Origin of the sequence: Pediococcus sp. M21F004 (assembly GCF_051122535.1) — a bacterium.
In the GTDB taxonomy this organism is placed as follows: domain Bacteria; phylum Bacillota; class Bacilli; order Lactobacillales; family Lactobacillaceae; genus Pediococcus; species Pediococcus inopinatus.
Genome location: NZ_CP177314.1, coordinates 836,737 through 854,464, shown reverse-complemented (window position 1 = coordinate 854,464; position 17,728 = coordinate 836,737). Strand labels below are relative to the sequence as shown.

Sequence of the window (17,728 nt, the reverse complement as noted above, 5' to 3'; positions counted from 1 at the left end):
TCCTGACCTTAAGCTTTGTTTTGATAATGGTGTTTACAATAATAATATACTGGAAAACCAAGTAAAACAAATACAAAGGAGAAAGCGACACCAATTAAGTCAGATTGAATTTCGCTGACAATAACAAAAAGGGATCCCAAAATTGCAATAATGGGGGTAATTGGGAAGAACGGTGTGCTAAATGGGCGTTTTAAATTTGGCTCCCGCTTTCTTAAGATAAAGGCTCCAACAAAGGTCATGACATAAAAACAATAGACAGTGAAAATACATAGTTCCGAAAGGCGATCAGCGTTAAAAAATAGAATCATAATCGCTGAAATTGTGACAGTTGTTAAAACCGACACAACCGGGGTGTGTGTGTTACGGTTCAGGTAAGAAAGTTGCTTGGCAAATGGTAATTCGTGATCGCGGGCCATGGCATACATAATTCGGGGGAAGGTCATGATTTTTCCATTCATACACCCGACAATTGAGATGATAATGCCAATGCTGAGGATCTTACCCCCAATGGCCCCAAAATCTTTATCAGCCATATAAGGAATTGCGCCGATCCCAAGTTTGTGAATTTGTTCAGCAGGCATGCTACGAAAAACGCCAAAGCTGACTAATAGATAAATGACTAAGACTAAGAGAATCCCAAATGTAATTGCTTGGGGCAGTCGTTTCTCAGGATTCTTAATTTCATCACCAAGATTGGCCACCAAAATCCAGCCGTCAAAAGCAAATAAAGTGGCCAAGATGGCTACACCAAAATTTCCAGCAGATTGGTGAACAGTGGTAAAACTTTGAGAAAAAGCATTTTCTTTACCAAAGAATAACCCAAAACCAATGAGTGCAATGACCGGGACAAGTTTGCAAATGGTGGTCACAATGGCAAAAGTTGCGCCGTAGCGGTTAGATAGCAAGTTTAAACAAGCGACTAAAATAACGGTAATGAGGGCAATCGGCACGGTCCAGCTATGGGGCATGTCAAAAAAGTCGACTAAGAGAATGCCAAGATAGGCGGCAAGAGAAGCGATCATGGCTGGACCATAGATGATAATTTGCATCCAGCCAGCTAAGAATCCCCATACTTTGCCGTAAATTTTTTCCATGTAGTAGTAGAGTCCACCCGTTTTGGGCATTTGGGAGGCAATCTCGGCGATGGTCAGTCCGGCGGTTAAGGTGATGATGCCACCTGCGAGCCAAGCCAACATGGCGTTGGTGGTTGAACCGGCATCGTCCAATACAGCGGCTTGGCGAACAAAAACGCCAGAGCCAATAATGGTTCCGATGACAAGTGCGAGTGCGGACCAAAGGCCGAGCGACCGACTGAGGGTAACTTCGTCTTTTTCATTGTTCATTAAGAATACCTCCCGAAAATTTGTTTTATGTAATATTGTAACGTAAAAGACTAAGTGAACGCAACAAGTCGTTAAGGCTCTTAATTATAAGCAAGGCGGAGGCGGGATCGCATCCCGCAGTGAGCCTTGCTTATAATTAAGAGCCTGACTTGTGGAGTTGTCCTAATGCTTAGCAGAAAAAGGATAAAGGAAAGCAAGGCGGAGGCGGGATCGCATCCCGCAGTGAGCCTTGCTTATAATTAAGCGCCTGACTTGTGGAGTTGTCCTAATGCTTAGCAGAAAAATAAAAAGGACGGAATTAAATCGATAAAGGTAAATTTGCTTACTGATAGCGGTGCATATTAAAACGCTAATAATGAGTATTCTTAGCAATAATACTTGTTTAAATGAATAAATATTCAAATAAGTGTTGATATATTCAAGCTTTGTGTATATAATAAATTCATTCAATAAAACAGGGGTGCAGACAGACATGAAAAAACAGGATACTTTAAGAATTTCGGTCATAGGCGTTTTAATCGCAATAACGTTAGCAGGTTGTGGCAGTAAAAAGGCTAGTCAAAAAGAGGTTGTTAACATGGCAACCGGAACAGAAATCACCACTTTAGATTCATCCACGGCAATTGACGACACGAGTTTGACACAAATTTCGAATTTTAACGAAGGACTATATCGGATTGGCAATAACAGCAAAATCCTACCAGGAATTGCGACGAAGTCAACGGAATCTAAAGATGGCAAGAAATATACTTTCACGTTGAGAAAAAATGCGAAGTGGAGTAATGGGGACCAAGTCACGGCGCAGGATTTTGTTTATGCTTGGCAACGGACCGTTAATCCAAAGACGGCTTCCGAGTTTGCCTACTTATATTCTGGTATTCATAACGCAGATAAAATTTCAGCAGGAAAGTCTTCGGTAAAGACGCTAGGGATCAAAGCGACAGGTAAATATAAATTAACCGTAACTTTAGATACACCGATTCCTTATTTCAAGTTATTGATGGGATTTCCTAGTTTCTTCCCGCAAAATCAAAAAGTGGTTGAAAAATATGGCAGTAAATACGGATCATCATCTAAAGATATGGTTTATAACGGACCATTTGTTCAAAAGGGGTGGACGGGAAGTAATCTTAGTTGGAAAATGATTAAAAACACTGACTACTGGGATAAGGGCAGTGTCAAACTTAATCAAATGAATTTTCAGGTGATTAAAGATTCGACTACGGGGCTGAATTTATACAATAGTAAGAAATTGGACGAAACGACTCTGAGTGGTAGTCAGGTAGCTCAGTACAAATCAAATAAGAACTTTGTGAGTCGAAAACTGGCACAGACCTCTTATGTTGAGTTTAATCAAACTAAAAATGCAGTTTTGAAGAATAAAAAAATCCGTCAGGCGCTCTCTCTAGCAATTAATCGGGATCAATTAACCGGAAAAGTGCTTGCGGATGGTTCCGAATCAGCCAAAGGATTTGTTTCCAGCGGTCTGATGAAAAATCCAACAACTGGACAGGATTTTGCTGCTGAAGCATCTGTAACATCAGCCACTTCATATAATTTAAAGAAAGCTAAGAAATTAATGGCGGAGGGGCTCAAAGAAGAAAACAAAACTTCTTTGACACTCGATCTTTTAAATAATGATAGTGACGTAGGTAAAAAGACTTCCGAATTTTTACAATCTGATTGGGAAAAATTACCGGGGGTTAAAATCACTTTAACAAATATTCCATACAAATCATTTTTAACGGATGAATCAAACAAGAAATTTGATGTCGCCTTATCTGGTTGGGCTGCCGATTTCTCTGATCCAATTTCGTTTTTACAAATTTTAACATCCAACAATGCGCAAAATAACGGTGGATGGAAAAATGCAGCTTATGATAAGGCTATCTCGAAAGCAGATACAACCGATGCCACTAATCCGAAAAAACGGTTTGCTGACATGGTTCAAGCCGAGAAGATTTTAATGCAGGATCAGGGTGTGGCTCCAATTTATCAAAGCACCCAAGCACAACTTTGGAACAAAAAAGTGACTGGACTCGTGCATAATTCAGCGGGAATCTATTATGATTACAAGAACTTAGTTGTGAAGAAGTAATCGCTGATTTTTAGGAAAATTAAAAACCGTTACCTTCGTGAATTTGGTTATCCACCAAATCAGGAAAGTAACGGCTTTTTTGTATACTTATTAGCTGAACATTTAATTTTCAACAGGTTCAACGAGATAATCATGGAACCGTTGATAATCATCGCTGCTTAATTCTGTGACAATCTCTGTACCAGTTTCTTTATAATCTGTTTTCAACACATTTGTATGTTGATTAAGATAATCGACCACTTGGCCCTTGTCAAATGGGATCAAGAAGGTAGCCTCACGATAACCAGTAAAGACCTTTTGTTTGATCATGTTGGTTAAAAGAACGAGTGACTTTTTGTCCTGGGCAGAATAAGTAATTTCTTCGTTACCTTCAAAGGTAGGAAATTCTACGCCAGCCATATCGGCTTTATTAAAGGCCACGATCATAGGAGCTTTGGTCACCCCGATTTCTTGCAACGCCTCATTAGTTGTTTGGATCATTTCTCGGAAATGGGGATCCGAAACATCAACTACTTGAACTAAGAGGTCAGCCTGCGCCGCTTCAGCCAAAGTAGAACGGAATGCTTTAATCAATTGATGAGGTAAATGACTAACAAACCCAACTGTATCACTAAGCAAAAGTTGTTTTTGATCAGGAAAAGTTAGTTTTCGAACGCTGGTATCTAAAGTGGCAAATAACATGTTTTTTTCAAAGACTTGTTTTTCGTCGCTTTCGCCATATAAACGAACTAAACCGTTCATAGTGGTGGACTTACCCGCATTTGTGTACCCAACCAAAGCCACGCTTGGCAAACCAGTTTGATCCCGTTTTTGCCGTTGAACCGCACTAGATGTTGTCATTTCTTTAAGCTCGTGATTTAAATTGTTAATCCGTTGCTGAATAGTTCGGCGATTCATTTCAAGCTTTGTTTCACCAGAACCACGGTTAGTGTAACCACCACCTGCATCGCCAGCTGACTGCTGGTCAAGTCGCTGCGAAGAGCTTGTTCGCAATCTTGGCATCTGATAATTTAATTTTGCAATTTCGACCTGGAGTTTTGCTTCTCGCGATTTAGCACGATTTGCGAAAATTTCTAGGATTAATCCGGTTCGATCAATCACATCGAGTTTCGATTCTTGTTCTAGATTACGAATTTGGCTTGGCGATAATTCGGCATTCACAACTAATGTGTGAACATTGATGCTTTCACCGAGTTCGTGAAGTTCGACAACTTTACCACTTCCAAAATAAGTAGCAGAATTTGGTCGATCCAATTTTTGAATGACATTTTCAGTAGCTTCCATATTATTTGCTTCAACTAAAGCTGCTAGTTCCTGCATGGCATAATCCATGTCTTGATTAGGCAGCTGCAAACCTGCAATAATGACTTTTTCTGTCATAGCGACACCTCGAATTCTTTAATGCCTTCAGTATAGCATAGGGACGCGGGGTTCTTAAGTAATATGAGTGGGGTTACAGGATATGGAAAAGTATGAGGAGGTTTTCTTATAAAAAGATTAATGAGATACACATTAAAATTGTAATCTTTGTAACATAACGAAGATACTTCCCATTATACAGGTGATGAAAGGGAATTTTTTTTGAACGTCTTGCTAGATAGTTAAAAATAAATTAGTAAAAACCATTGTATTTAATATTTCTTTAACCTATAATAAGGTCGTTTTTGAGAAAGCAAGCAATAAAAAATGGCAAAGATGCTAGAAAGAAAGTCGAATTTTTATGAAAGTAAGATCAGTTGTCAAGTTAAGTGCGGTAGCGTTAGCTTCTACATTTGTGTTAGCCGCATGTGGAGCGAAGGGTAGTACTAGTACCGCAAAAAAACAGTCAGTTAACTTTATGGAATCAGCAGAAATTTCCACTATGGATCCTTCAAAAGCTGATGATGTTGTTAGTATGACACAGTTGTCCAATACCGGAGAAGGTCTTTATCGATTAGGCAAGAATAGTTCTGTACATAATGCGTTAGCAACAAGTACAAAAGAGTCTAAAGATGGTAAGACGTGGACATTTACAATTCGTAAGGGTGCCAAGTGGAGTAACGGGGATAAAGTCACAGCCAAAGATTTTGTTTATTCATGGCAAAGAACGGTTAATCCGAAAACTGCTTCAGAATATGCTTATCTTTTCTCAGGCATTAAAAACGCCGATCAAATCATGGCCGGCAAAACTAACTATAAGAAGTTAGGCATTAAAGCTGACGGTAATTATAAGTTAACAGTTACTTTAGACCGCGCAATTCCATACTTTAAACTCCTAATGGGCTTCTCGGTATTCTTCCCACAGAATCAAAATGCTGTTGAAAAATATGGGTCTAAATACGGAACGACTTCAGACAAGATGGTTTACAACGGGCCGTATAAACAGGAAGGTTGGAAAGGAACTAATTTAAGTTGGAAATTAGTTAAAAATCCAGAGTATTGGAATAAGAAGAACGTTAAGATGAATACAATCAACTATCAAGTTGTCAAAGATTCATCGACTGCTTTGAACTTATACAATAGTAAGAAACTTGATGTGACAACCATTAGTGGAACACAGGTTGCTCAATACAAGAACAATAAAGCTTACGTATTGCGTAAAGAAGCTTCAACCTTCTATCTACAATTAAATGAGAAGAGAAAGATCTTTAAGAACAAGAAGATTCGTCAGGCCGTTTCAATGTCAATCGATAGAACGCAGTTGACTGGGAAAGTCCTAGCCGATGGGTCACAAAATGTTAATGGTCTTGTTTCTAACGGTTTAGCAAAGAATCCTTCTACTGGTGAAGATTTTGCTAAGGAATCCGCCGTGAAATCTGCTTCTACTCGGAACTTAACTGAAGCTAAAAAGCTTTTAAAGGAAGGTTTGAAAGAAGAGGGCATGTCTAGTTTGAAGTTTACTTTGATGGCTGATGATACAACTGCCGGAAAAGCGACAAACGAATTTTTACAAGCTCAAATTGAAAAATTAGGTAGTAACGTCAAGGTCAGTGTTCAAAATATTCCATTTAAGACCCGTTTGACTGATTCTAGTGACGGTAAGTTTGATGCCGTTGTCACAGGTTGGGGAGCTGACTTCTCAGATCCAATCTCGTTCTTGCAGTTGTTTGTCACAGGCAACGCACAAAATAACGGAAGTTACAGTAGTAAAGAATATGATGCTTTGATCAAGAGCTCTAACACAACCGATGCAACTCATCCACAAAAGCGTTGGGCAGATATGGTTAAGGCCGAAAAAGTCTTGATGAATGATCAGGCAATTGTCCCACTTTATCAACAAGCGACCTCACAGCTTTGGAATACAAAACTTAAAGGTGTTGTTTATAACACTGCGGGTAACGAATATGATTACTCTAAACTCAATTTAACAAAATAATGTAATTAGAAGTTGAAGACTTAAATGGCTTCAACTTTTTTTGTGGGTTTAATTACTATCAAACATGATAATGGATTTAAAATTAAAATATTTGTTATTTTAACAGAAAGCCCATGATCCTTTGTCTCATAGCGTGAAAAGGCGTGAATAATCAAAATAGTTATTTCAATAAATTAAAAATAAATAAGCATACTGGGTTGTATTTAATCTTTCTTTAATGTACAATAATAACAATTCGTGAAATGAGTACACAACAAGCGATTAAAAAATTGCTTATCAAAAAAGGGGAGATGTCATTTATGAATGTGAAATCAGTAGTGAAATTAGGAGCCGTTGCGTTGGCTTCAACATTTGTCCTAGCAGCCTGTGGGTCAAAAAGTGATAGTGGATCGTCAAAAAAATCAACCGTTAACTTTATGGTTGCTTCAGAAATCCCAACTATGGATACTTCTAAAGTTACCGACACGATTGGTTTAACTCAGTTAGCTAATACTGAAGAAGGTCTTTATCGTTTAGGCAAGAACAGTTCTGTACACAATGCTTTAGCAACAAAAACGGTTGTTTCTAAAGATAAAAAGACTTATACTTTCACCTTACGTAAGGGTGCAAAGTGGAGCAATGGTGACAAAGTTACAGCCAAAGATTTTGTTTATTCTTGGCAACGTACTGTAAATCCTAAAACTGCTTCAGAATATGCTTATCTTTTCTCCGGAATCAAAAATGCTGACAAAATTACAGCCGGCAAAGCTAATTACAAAACTTTAGGGATTAAAGCTGACGGTGATTATAAACTGACCGTTACTTTAGACCGTCCCGTACCTTACTTTAAGTTATTAATGGGATTTGCATTATTCTTCCCACAAAACCAGAAAGCTGTTGAAAAGTATGGTTCTAAATACGGAACAGCTTCAGACAAGTTAGTTTACAATGGCCCTTACAAGTCTACTGGTTGGACAGGAACTAACTTGAAATGGAAGTTAGTTAAGAATGACAATTACTGGAACAAAAAAGATGTGAAAGTTGATACAATCAACTATCAAGTAGTTAAAGATTCATCTACGGCCTTGAACCTCTATAATAGTAAAAAACTTGATGTGACAACCATTACTGGTAGTCAAGTTGCTCAATACAAGAACAACAAAGCATACAAGTTACGTAAAGAGGCTTCAACCTTCTATCTTCAATTAAATGAAAAGAAGGACAAGTACTTTGCTAACAAGAAGATTCGTCAGGCAATTTCAATGTCAATCGACCGTAGTCAACTAACAGGAAAAGTTTTAGCTGATGGTTCGCAAAATCCACTTGGGTATGTTTCAGCTGGATTAGCAGAGAATCCAAAAACAGGTCAAGATTTTGCTAAAGAATCAGAAGTTAAATCAGCAGTTACCCAAAACTTAACTCAAGCTAAGAAGTTATTAAAAGAAGGCTTGAAAGAAGAGGGTATGACAAAGCTTGAATTCTCATTGATGGCTGATGATACACCTGCTGGGAAATCTACAAATGAGTTCTTACAATCACAAATCGAAAAATTAGGTAGTAACGTGAAAGTGAATGTTGAAAACATTCCATTTAAGTCTCGTTTGACTAACTCAACAAACGGTAAATTCGATGCTGTTGTTACTGGTTGGGGTGCTGACTTTGCCGATCCAATTTCGTTCTTACAGCTATTTGTTACTGGAAACTCAAATAACAATGGTTCATGGAGCAATAAAGAATACGACAAGTTGATCAAGGCATCTAGCACAACTGATGCTAACAACACACAAAAACGTTGGGATGACTTAGTTAAGGCAGAAAAGATCCTTATGAACGAACAAGGAATCGTGCCACTTTATCAACAAGCTGCTTCTCAATTATGGAATACCAACTTGAAGGGTGAAGTTTACAACACTTCTGGTGTCAATTTTGATTACTCAGGTCTTTACTTGGCAAAATAATTAAGTAGATACAAGCAATAAGGGAAAAGAGTTATACGACTCTTTTCCCTTATTCTCTTCTCAAATGTGATCTTTCTAAGAATCCCAAACAACAAACCGCCTTTAAAGTGCGCATTTTAAAATAATTCATGAGTAAAAATGAGCAATTTTAAAAATGTAACATAAATCGCATACATTCAGTAATGGCGGGTATTGATTATGAACTTGATTTAGCAAATATAGTTTTTATTGACGTCAAAATTAGAGATAACGATTGAATTTAATCTTCTTCTAATATATAATAAGAACAACTTTTGTTAAGAAAGTACATAATGATGGAATTCGCAAGATTTCACAGAGGGGTTGGAAAATAATTATGAATGTTAGATCAGCAATAAAAGTTGGAGCAGTTGCGCTCGCTTCAACATTTGTTTTGGCTGCGTGTGGATCCAAGGACAGTAGTTCGTCGAAAGAATCAGTTAACTTTGAAGAAAGTGCTGAAATTGCGACAATGGATCAATCGAAGGTTACCGATGTCGTTGGTTTTACCCAGTTAGGAAATACCCAAGAGGGCCTTTACCGATTAGGTGAGAAGAGCAAAGTTAACAATGCTCTTGCAACAAGTACAAAGGAATCTAAAGATGGTAAGACTTGGACATTTACAATTCGTAAGAATGCTAAGTGGAGCAATGGCGATCCTGTTACTGCTCAAGATTTTGTTTATGGCTGGCAACGAACGGTTAATCCAAAAACCGCTTCTGAGTATGCTTACTTATTCTCAGGCATCAAAAATGCTGACAAGATCATGTCTGGTAAAGTAAACTACAAACAGTTGGGAATCAAAGCTGAAGGTAAGTATAAGTTGGTTGTGACGTTAGATCGTCCGATTGCTTACTTCAAGTTGTTAATGGGCTTCCCAACTTTCTACCCACAAAACCAAAAGGCTGTGGAAAAGTACGGCTCTAAGTACGGAACAGCTTCTGATAAATTAGTTTATGATGGTCCTTACAAACAAGTTGGTTGGACTGGTACAAACTTAAGTTGGAAACTTGAAAAGAATAATAATTACTGGGATAAAAAGAACGTCAAAATGAATACCATTAATTATCAAGTTGTCAAAGATTCAAGTACTGGTTTGAACTTGTATAACAGTAAGAAGCTTGATGTTGCTAATATTATTGGTAACCAAGTTGCACAATACAAGAACAACAAAGATTATGTTTTACGTAAGCAATCATCAATGTTCTATCTTCAATATAATATGAAGAAAGAAAAAGTTTTCCGTAATGCTAAGATTCGGAAAGCAATCTCAATGACGATTAATCGTAACCAATTGACAGGTAAGGTTCTTGCTGATGGTTCAACAAATCCTAAAGGACTTGTTTCAACTGGTTTAGCAAGCAATCCTAAGTCTGGTGAAGATTTTGCAACTGAATCTGAAGTTAAGTCAGCAGTTACACCAAACTTAACGGAAGCTAAGAAATTAATGGCTGAAGGACTTAAAGAAGAAGGCAAATCAAGTTTGACCTTTACACTTCTTGGTGATGATACAGCTTCAACAAAGCAAATCACTGAATTCCTACAGTCACAAATTGAAAAGTTACCTAATGTCAAAGTTAATTTGCAAAACGTACCATTTAAGACACGTTTGACAAATTCTTCAAATGGTAAGTTCGATGTTGTTCTCTCTGCATGGGGTGCTGATTTCTCTGATCCAATTTCCTTCTTACAATTATTTGTAACTGGAAATGCTCAGAATAATGGTGGCTTCAGTAACAAACAGTACGACGCATTGATCAAGGCTTCCAATACAACTGATGCCACAAATCCTGAAAAACGTTGGGACGACATGGTTCAAGCTGAAAAGATCTTGATGAATGATCAAGGAATTGCACCTGTGTACCAGCAGGCAAAATCGCAGCTTTGGAACTCTAAGTTGAAGGGCGTTGTTTACAACACTGCTGGTGTCAACTTTGATTACAAGAATTTAAATCTGACAAAATAATGTTTCATTATATTAGGCGTTAATTTTGGACAGGAGGGTAAGGGCTCGCGTAACTGCTGACCCTTACCCCTTTGTTATAAAGGCAAAGTTGGTTTGAGAGAAAGATTGGGAGGAATATAAATGGCAAGATATTTAGTAAAGCGAATCTTTTACCTGGTTTTAACGCTGTTTTTGATTGCAAGTATCACCTTCTTCTTAATGAAGTTGATGCCCGGAACACCATTGAATAACCAGGCAAAATTAACACCGGAACAGATTAAAACAATCTATGCTCACTATGGATTGAACAAACCGGTATGGCAGCAATATATTAGCTACATTGTGGATGCAGCACATGGAAACTTTGGGTTATCATTCCAGTTTAGTGATCAACCTGTTTCTTACTTGATTTCAAGCCGGATTGGACCTTCATTACAATTAGGTGGTCAAGCCATCATTGTAGGTGTTTTCTTCGGAATCATCGTTGGATCTTTAAGCGCAATCCGTAAAAACACATGGATTGATGGAACTTCAACTTTTATTTCAATTTTAGGAATCTCGATTCCAAGTTTCGTACTGGCAATCTTGCTTCAATACTATTTAGGACTGAAATTGCAGTGGTTCCCAATTGCTGATTGGGGTGGATTCTCATACACGGTGTTACCAACCTTGGCGTTAGCAGCTTCGCCTTTTGCAGAAACTTCACGGTTTGTCCGAACTGAAATGGTCGATGTTTTGGGAAGCGACTATATCGAATTAGCGAAGGCAAAAGGATTAAGTCGAATTGGGGTTGTTTGGCATCACGCCTTACGTAATAGTTTAATTCCATTAGTTACAGTTATTGGGCCATTGGCAGCCGCTATTATGACTGGATCAATGGTTGTGGAAAACATCTTCTCTGTACCAGGAATTGGGGAACAATTTGTAAAATCCATCTTGGTAAATGATTACCCAACTATTATGGGTGTCACGATGTTATATTCTGCTTTACTATGTGCAATCTTATTGTTAACTGATTTAGTTTACGGAATTATTGATCCACGAATCCGAATTTCTGGGAATGAGGGGTAAATAAATGGAAGAAAAAATGAATTTAGCACCGGATGCATTTGAACCGGTATCTAAAAAAGATGAACTAGATGATGAAAAAATCGTAGCCCCTTCCCGGACATTTGTTCAGGATGCATGGCGGCGGTTGAAACAAAATAAGGCTTCCTTTGTTTGTTTATGGATCTTGGCTATTATCTTTGTGGTTGCTTTTACATCACCACTTACAGCTTCACATCCAAATGATTCAAATCCAAACTATGCCAATTTACCACCCAAGATTCCCGGCATCAATATCAATGGTTTGAATGGAACTTCAGTGGTTGCTGGTAAACGTGTAGATGCTTATAAACAAAATAATGTGCCAAGTAAAGTGCATTACACTTTAGGAACTGACTACTTAGGTCGTTCATTGGCTCAACGTATCTTACGAGGAACTTTAGTTTCCTTGTTAATTGGTCTTTTTGCTACCTTGATTGATTTAATTGTCGGGGTTGGGTATGGGATTGTTTCGGCCTGGAGAGGTGGAATAACCGATATTGTCATGCAACGGATAATTGAAGTTATTTCATCTGTACCTAACATCGTTATCATGGTTTTATTCATGCTTGTTCTAAAGGGCGGGATGTTACCAATCATTTTGGCGATTGCCTTTAATGGATGGACGACGATGGCCCGGCTGACGCGAGCGCAAACCTTGCAATTGAAAACACAAGAGTATGTCCTGGCAGCCCGTACATTAGGTGAGTCAACTTTTAAAATTGCGATTAAACATTTATTGCCTAACTTATCAAGTGTGATCATTATTCAAACAATGTTTACAATTCCATCCGCTATTTTCTTCGAAGCTTTCCTAAGTTATATCGGAATTGGGATTCAAGCTCCAACTGCTTCTCTAGGAACATTAATTAGTGATGGTCAAAAGAACTTCCAGTTCTTGCCATATCAAATGTGGTATCCTGCAATTGTGTTATCCATTGTTATGATTGCATTTAATATTTTGGCTGATGGTTTACGTGATGCGTTTGACCCTCGAACAGCCCGCAGATAGGAGGAAGTTACAATGGAAAATGCAGAAGAAAATATTCTAGAAGTAAAAAACTTAACCATTGACTTCCATACCTATGCAGGGACAGTCAAAGCGATTCGTGACGTTTCTTTCCATTTGAAAAAGGGAGAAACTTTAGCAATTGTTGGTGAGTCTGGTTCTGGTAAAACAGTTACGACTAAAACTGTCATGGGATTATTAGCAAATAATGCTGAAGTTGTTGAAGGAACAGTGAAGTTTCATGGCAAGAATATTCTTAAAATGTCAGAAAAAGAACTAGAAGATATTCGTGGAAAAGATATTGCCGAAATCTTCCAAGATCCGATGACTTCTTTGGATCCAACCATGAGAATTGGTCGCCAAATTGCGGAGCCTTTACAGATTCACAAAGGTTACAGTCGTGAAAAGGCCAACAAACAAGCCTTAGAAATGCTTAAATTAGTTGGAATTACAAACGCTAAAGAACGAATTAATGATTATCCACATCAATTTTCTGGTGGGATGCGTCAACGAATTGTGATTGCCATTGCGTTAGTTTGTTACCCAGAGATCTTGATCGCTGATGAACCAACAACTGCCTTGGATGTGACAATTCAGGCTCAAATTCTTGATTTAATGAAAGAATTACAAGAGAAAATTTCGACTTCAATTATCTTTATCACCCATGATTTAGGAGTTGTTGCCGGGATGGCTGATCGTGTGGCTGTTATGTATGCTGGTAAAATTGTGGAATATGGAACGGTTGATGAAATCTTCTATAATCCGCAACATCCTTATACATGGGGGCTCCTGAATTCAATGCCTACTCTTGATACGCGCAAAGGGAAGTTGGAATCTATTCCAGGAACACCGCCAGATTTATTGGATCCACCAGCTGGTGATCCGTTTGCTGCGCGGAATCCTTATGCAATGAAGATTGATGAGCAAAAAGAGCCACCATTTTTCAAAGTGTCAGATACCCATTATGCTGCCACTTGGCTTTTGCATCCAGATGCACCAAATGTAGAACCTCCAGTCGCAATCAAACGTCGTCAAGAAGTCTATGCAGACCGTTTGAAAAAGGGTACGATCAATCAAGGTCATATTCATTCAACTGGGAATACAAGCTTTGGTGTGAACGATGACGATGCAATTGGTGAGTAAAGGAGGCTAATCATGGATACACGAGAAAAAATTCTAGAAGTAAAACATTTAAAACAATATTTTAATGTTGGTAAAAAAGATGAAGTACGTGCCGTCGATGATGTTTCCTTTGATATCTATAAGGGTGAAACCTTTGGATTAGTTGGCGAATCTGGTTCTGGTAAGACAACCACTGGCCAAGCTATTATTCGCCTACTTGATCCAACTGATGGTCAAGTGCTTTTTAACGGGCGCGATGTAGCTTCACTTAAAAGTAAAAGTGATTTGATGGCATTTCGTCGTGAGATGCAGATGATCTTCCAGGATCCATACGCATCATTAAATCCACGGATGAAAGTTAAAGATATCGTGGCTGAAGGAATTGATATTCATCATTTGGCCAAAAATGACCTTGATCGAACAACTCAAGTAGAAGACTTACTTGAAACGGTTGGGTTGAACCGAGATCATTCTAGTCGTTATCCAAACGAATTTTCTGGTGGTCAGCGTCAACGAATCGGGATTGCGCGTGCTTTAGCTGTTCAACCTGATTTTATTATCGCTGATGAACCAATTTCAGCTTTAGATGTTTCAATTCAGGCTCAAGTTGTGAACTTGATGAAGGAACTCCAAGAGAAATCTGGGTTAACTTACTTATTTATTGCACATGATTTATCAATGGTTAAATATATCAGTGATCGAATCGGTGTTATGCATTATGGTAAGCTCCTTGAAATTGGCCCCGCAGAAGAGGTTTATAATCATCCGCTTCATCTTTACACGAAGAGTTTGGTTTCAGCTGTACCACAGCCTGATCCTGAATTTGAACGTAATCGTCGTCAAGTTGTTTATGACTCATCTCTAGAATTTGATGATAAAAAACGTCAAATGGTAGAAATTGCGCCACAGCATTTTGTCCGTGCAAGTGAGGATGAAGTTGCCATTTATCAAAAACGAGCGACTGAAGAAGGACTTGAAGTTCTTTAAAAAACAGTACCAATTAAAAAAACCCGTAAGATCTGAAAAAAGATCTTACTGTTTTTTTGGTTCATTTTTAAATACTGCTATCGCGAATAATTAGTGAAGTCCCAATTGTAAGCTTTCTGGGGACCATATTACGTTTTTGAAACTGTTCATTTAAAAGATCAAAGGCCGCCCGGGCCATTGCGTTACGTGAGACGTGGACCGTGCTCAAACTAGGGGTAACGTATTGCGCTGAAGTAATATCGTTAAAGCCAATAATCGATACTTGTTTGGGGATTTCTATTTTGTGTTCTGCTAAAGCTCTCATCGCCCCAATTGCAATAGAATCAGAGCCGATTAGAAAGGCCTTAGGAAGCTTTGAACCCGATTGCTGGATAATCATTGGTGGCTAATGTGGAAGTATTCTTCCTGGACGCGAAGCTGATTTCTTAATTTGGAACCATGACATGGATCTTAAAGAAACATACTTGGATGGTGAATCACGATACCAAGCATAAACGTAACTAATTTGCGCGTTGATCGTTTGAAACTGGGACTTAACCGGAATCAAATGATCAATGCGTTTTTGTTTGGTTTATTGAGCACCGAAGCATGGTATTGATTGACAAGAGAAACCGCTTCCTGCCATAATATAGGTGATGATTATGTAACTTGGGGGAGATGCTTAACTTTGTATAGACATTTGGTTATAACCACACAGGTTAAGGAGAACAGGTATGCTTATCACATGGCTTCTAAAGACGATAGTAAGATTCTCAGTCAAAGGGATGCCTTGATCCAAGCATTGCCTAGTAATGCGTTAAACGTGCTCTATTATGTGCATGTTCTAGATGCTACAGGTAAAAGCTTTGAAGCTGTTCAAAAAGATAATGAACAACTTAAAAAGGTTGAAGAAGTTACAGACGCTAAAGAATTTACCAAGCTGGTTTTTGATAGGAAACTCTTACGATTAGCCGATAAACTCCAGTACAGAGAAATGAATAACTTAGACCAGTTAATTGACTGGTTTAACGAAAACTAAGTTTTACGCATTTTAGTGAATTGCGTAAGGCTTAGTTTTTGATTACATACAAAAAGCCAATCCTTGGGAGGAAGGATTGGCTTTTTAATATTTATAACACATCGATTGTTTAGATCTTCAAGACTTCTCGTAGAGCAAAGAAGGTAACAATGAGCTGACCAAAGGTTACCCAGATGTTATGGTGTGTTGCTGAGGCAATCACTGCCGCGACAATGACAACTAAAGCCCATAACATTGTCTTTGTAATCTTTTGTTTCTTTTGTTTATCAGTTAATTCTTGTCTTTCGTTCATTTTATTGACCTCCTTTGCCAAGTCAAAGTTTTAAGTTTCTATTCTATCAATTTAGTTGCTTTCTGCAGCAGCAGCTTGTTCTTTAGCGTAAACAGCGTTACGTTTCTTCATTTGAACAGAGTACCACCAGAAGAGTAAGCAATATGCTGCAAGTCCTAAGACTGCGTAGATAACAAACTTGATTTCACCGGTAGATGCTTTACCTACTGCGTAAGCTAAGAATTGTTCGATAGGACCTTCTTTAGTAGATTCAGCAATTTGGGTTCCAGCTTTAAGTCCAGCAGGGAATGCACCAACTGATTTAGCAACTGATGTAACGAATGGAGCACTTAATGTACCAGCCCAAAGGAAGATAGGAAGTTCAACGGCACCAATAACGATCATACGAATGATACGTCCACGAGTTACAACCAAAAGTGCTGGTGTAACACCCATAGCAATGATTCCGCCTAAAGGAAGAATATGGTTACCAGGGAGAACTAATGATTCGAGTAAAAGAATAGGTGCAAGGACGTTTGCGGCAGCCCACATTTCAGAACGGCCGGCGATAAATGGCCAGTCAAGGCCGATATTTAATTTACGTCCCTTTAAGTGTTTGTTAGCTAAGTCAGTAACACCTTGTGATAAAGGTTCAACAGCTTTGATGAACCATGAACCGATAAGTGAGAATAACTGCAAGCAGACACCACCAGTAAATGATAATGTAAAGATTGTTTCAACATTTTGACGACCAACTAAACCAATGAAGATACCTAGGTAACATCCAATGGCGAAGTTGCTTCCCCAGAAACCAATCTTTTCGTTCAATTTTGCAGAATCAAAATCAAAACGGTCTAACCAACGGAAAAGTAAATCATAAATCTTGTTTAATAACATAATTACAGGGTTCATCATGTAGTTCAAATGAGTTGTAGTCATTGGGTTTTCATGATTATCCAGTAAATCATCAAACGTAGGTTTCATTAAATCAGAGTTAACAATCTTCAAGGCACCAATTAAGAGAATAAGTAGTGTAGCAACCCAGAAGTTTGCTCCAAAGTAAATTGCCATTAAAGCTGTAAATGAAATATGCCAAATATCGAAAATATCAACATCTAACGTATCTGTCCATTTAAGCGCTAACATTGCAACGTTTAAAAGAACCATAAGTAGCAAGAAGAATAAGGTATATGGAGAACCCCATGTGATCGTTGCTAGTGGAGCCCAACCAACATCAGTGATAGAAAGTTGGATTCCAGTTGACTTAACGAACGCTGTTAAAGCTGGTTGGTAGGTAGTAGTAAGTAAATTAATAATGGCACTAATACCAGTTAAAGCGATCGCTAAACGAATACCACCTTCAAGGGCTCTAAAGAATTTAACTCCTAAGGCCCAAGCAATCAAGGTTAAAACAATTAACATAATAGGCGCAGCACCCAAAGCGATAATGGGCTTGAATACCACGTTGGCAAAATGAATAATGGTCTGCATCTTGTTCAACTCCTTCGTATTTTTTGGAAATTTTGTAACCAAATTTAG

14 protein-coding genes are annotated in these 17,728 nt (G+C 38.3%); 9 read left to right on the top strand and 5 right to left on the bottom strand.

The window, feature by feature from the left end; translation table 11 throughout:
• Positions 1 to 8: 8 nt before the first annotated feature.
• A complete protein-coding gene (locus tag ACLHK8_RS04555) occupies positions 9 to 1,343 on the bottom strand; it encodes an APC family permease (RefSeq protein WP_323707576.1) in 1,335 nt (444 codons plus the stop codon).
• Positions 1,344 to 1,815: 472 nt separating this feature from the next.
• Here ACLHK8_RS04555 and ACLHK8_RS04550 point away from each other — a divergent pair, with 472 nt between their 5' ends.
• Positions 1,816 to 3,441, top strand: a complete 1,626-nt coding sequence (locus ACLHK8_RS04550; protein ID WP_320531942.1) for a peptide ABC transporter substrate-binding protein — start codon at positions 1,816 to 1,818, stop codon at positions 3,439 to 3,441.
• A 102-nt stretch (positions 3,442 to 3,543) separates the two neighbouring features.
• Here ACLHK8_RS04550 and hflX read toward each other — a convergent pair whose 3' ends face one another.
• Entirely contained in the window at positions 3,544 to 4,821 is a 1,278-nt protein-coding gene (gene hflX / locus ACLHK8_RS04545) for a GTPase HflX (protein WP_057775241.1), read from the bottom strand.
• Positions 4,822 to 5,161: 340 nt separating this feature from the next.
• Between hflX and ACLHK8_RS04540 the strand changes: the two genes are divergently transcribed.
• The 7 genes from ACLHK8_RS04540 (at position 5,162) to ACLHK8_RS04510 (ending at position 14,900) form a co-directional block, all read left to right on the top strand.
• Positions 5,162 to 6,796 carry a peptide ABC transporter substrate-binding protein gene (locus ACLHK8_RS04540; RefSeq protein WP_057775245.1) on the top strand — a complete coding sequence of 545 codons (1,635 nt, stop codon included), beginning with the start codon at positions 5,162 to 5,164 and terminating at the stop codon, positions 6,794 to 6,796.
• Between the two features lie 299 nt (positions 6,797 to 7,095).
• Complete coding sequence (locus ACLHK8_RS04535; RefSeq protein WP_057775248.1) at positions 7,096 to 8,733, top strand: peptide ABC transporter substrate-binding protein; 1,638 nt, start codon at positions 7,096 to 7,098, stop codon at positions 8,731 to 8,733.
• A 355-nt stretch (positions 8,734 to 9,088) separates the two neighbouring features.
• The gene (locus ACLHK8_RS04530) at positions 9,089 to 10,717 is read left to right on the top strand and encodes a peptide ABC transporter substrate-binding protein (protein WP_057775251.1); all 1,629 of its coding nucleotides are present in this window, start codon (positions 9,089 to 9,091) and stop codon (positions 10,715 to 10,717) included.
• 120 nt (positions 10,718 to 10,837) lie between these two features.
• On the top strand, positions 10,838 to 11,767 hold the full coding sequence (opp3b, locus tag ACLHK8_RS04525; protein ID WP_057775254.1) for an oligopeptide ABC transporter permease: 930 nt from the start codon (positions 10,838 to 10,840) through the stop codon (positions 11,765 to 11,767).
• Positions 11,768 to 11,771: 4 nt separating this feature from the next.
• Positions 11,772 to 12,794 (top strand): ABC transporter permease, encoded by a 1,023-nt coding sequence (locus ACLHK8_RS04520; RefSeq protein WP_057775256.1) that lies wholly within the window; start codon positions 11,772 to 11,774, stop codon positions 12,792 to 12,794.
• A gap of 12 nt (positions 12,795 to 12,806) precedes the next feature.
• A complete protein-coding gene (locus tag ACLHK8_RS04515) occupies positions 12,807 to 13,934 on the top strand; it encodes an ABC transporter ATP-binding protein (protein WP_057775258.1) in 1,128 nt (375 codons plus the stop codon).
• Between the two features lie 12 nt (positions 13,935 to 13,946).
• Complete coding sequence (locus ACLHK8_RS04510) at positions 13,947 to 14,900, top strand: ABC transporter ATP-binding protein (RefSeq protein ID WP_057775260.1); 954 nt, start codon at positions 13,947 to 13,949, stop codon at positions 14,898 to 14,900.
• 67 nt (positions 14,901 to 14,967) lie between these two features.
• Here ACLHK8_RS04510 and ACLHK8_RS04505 read toward each other — a convergent pair whose 3' ends face one another.
• Positions 14,968 to 15,279 (bottom strand): substrate-binding domain-containing protein, encoded by a 312-nt coding sequence (locus ACLHK8_RS04505; protein WP_057773439.1) that lies wholly within the window; start codon positions 15,277 to 15,279, stop codon positions 14,968 to 14,970.
• A 288-nt stretch (positions 15,280 to 15,567) separates the two neighbouring features.
• Here ACLHK8_RS04505 and ACLHK8_RS04500 point away from each other — a divergent pair, with 288 nt between their 5' ends.
• A complete protein-coding gene (locus ACLHK8_RS04500) occupies positions 15,568 to 15,918 on the top strand; it encodes a hypothetical protein (RefSeq protein ID WP_057773441.1) in 351 nt (116 codons plus the stop codon).
• Between the two features lie 109 nt (positions 15,919 to 16,027).
• Here ACLHK8_RS04500 and ACLHK8_RS04495 read toward each other — a convergent pair whose 3' ends face one another.
• Together ACLHK8_RS04495 and ACLHK8_RS04490 are read right to left on the bottom strand one after the other, a co-directional pair.
• On the bottom strand, positions 16,028 to 16,210 hold the full coding sequence (locus ACLHK8_RS04495; RefSeq protein ID WP_057773443.1) for a hypothetical protein: 183 nt from the start codon (positions 16,208 to 16,210) through the stop codon (positions 16,028 to 16,030).
• Positions 16,211 to 16,261: 51 nt separating this feature from the next.
• A complete protein-coding gene (locus ACLHK8_RS04490) occupies positions 16,262 to 17,680 on the bottom strand; it encodes a PTS transporter subunit IIC (protein ID WP_057773445.1) in 1,419 nt (472 codons plus the stop codon).
• Between the last annotated feature and the right edge of the window lie 48 nt (positions 17,681 to 17,728).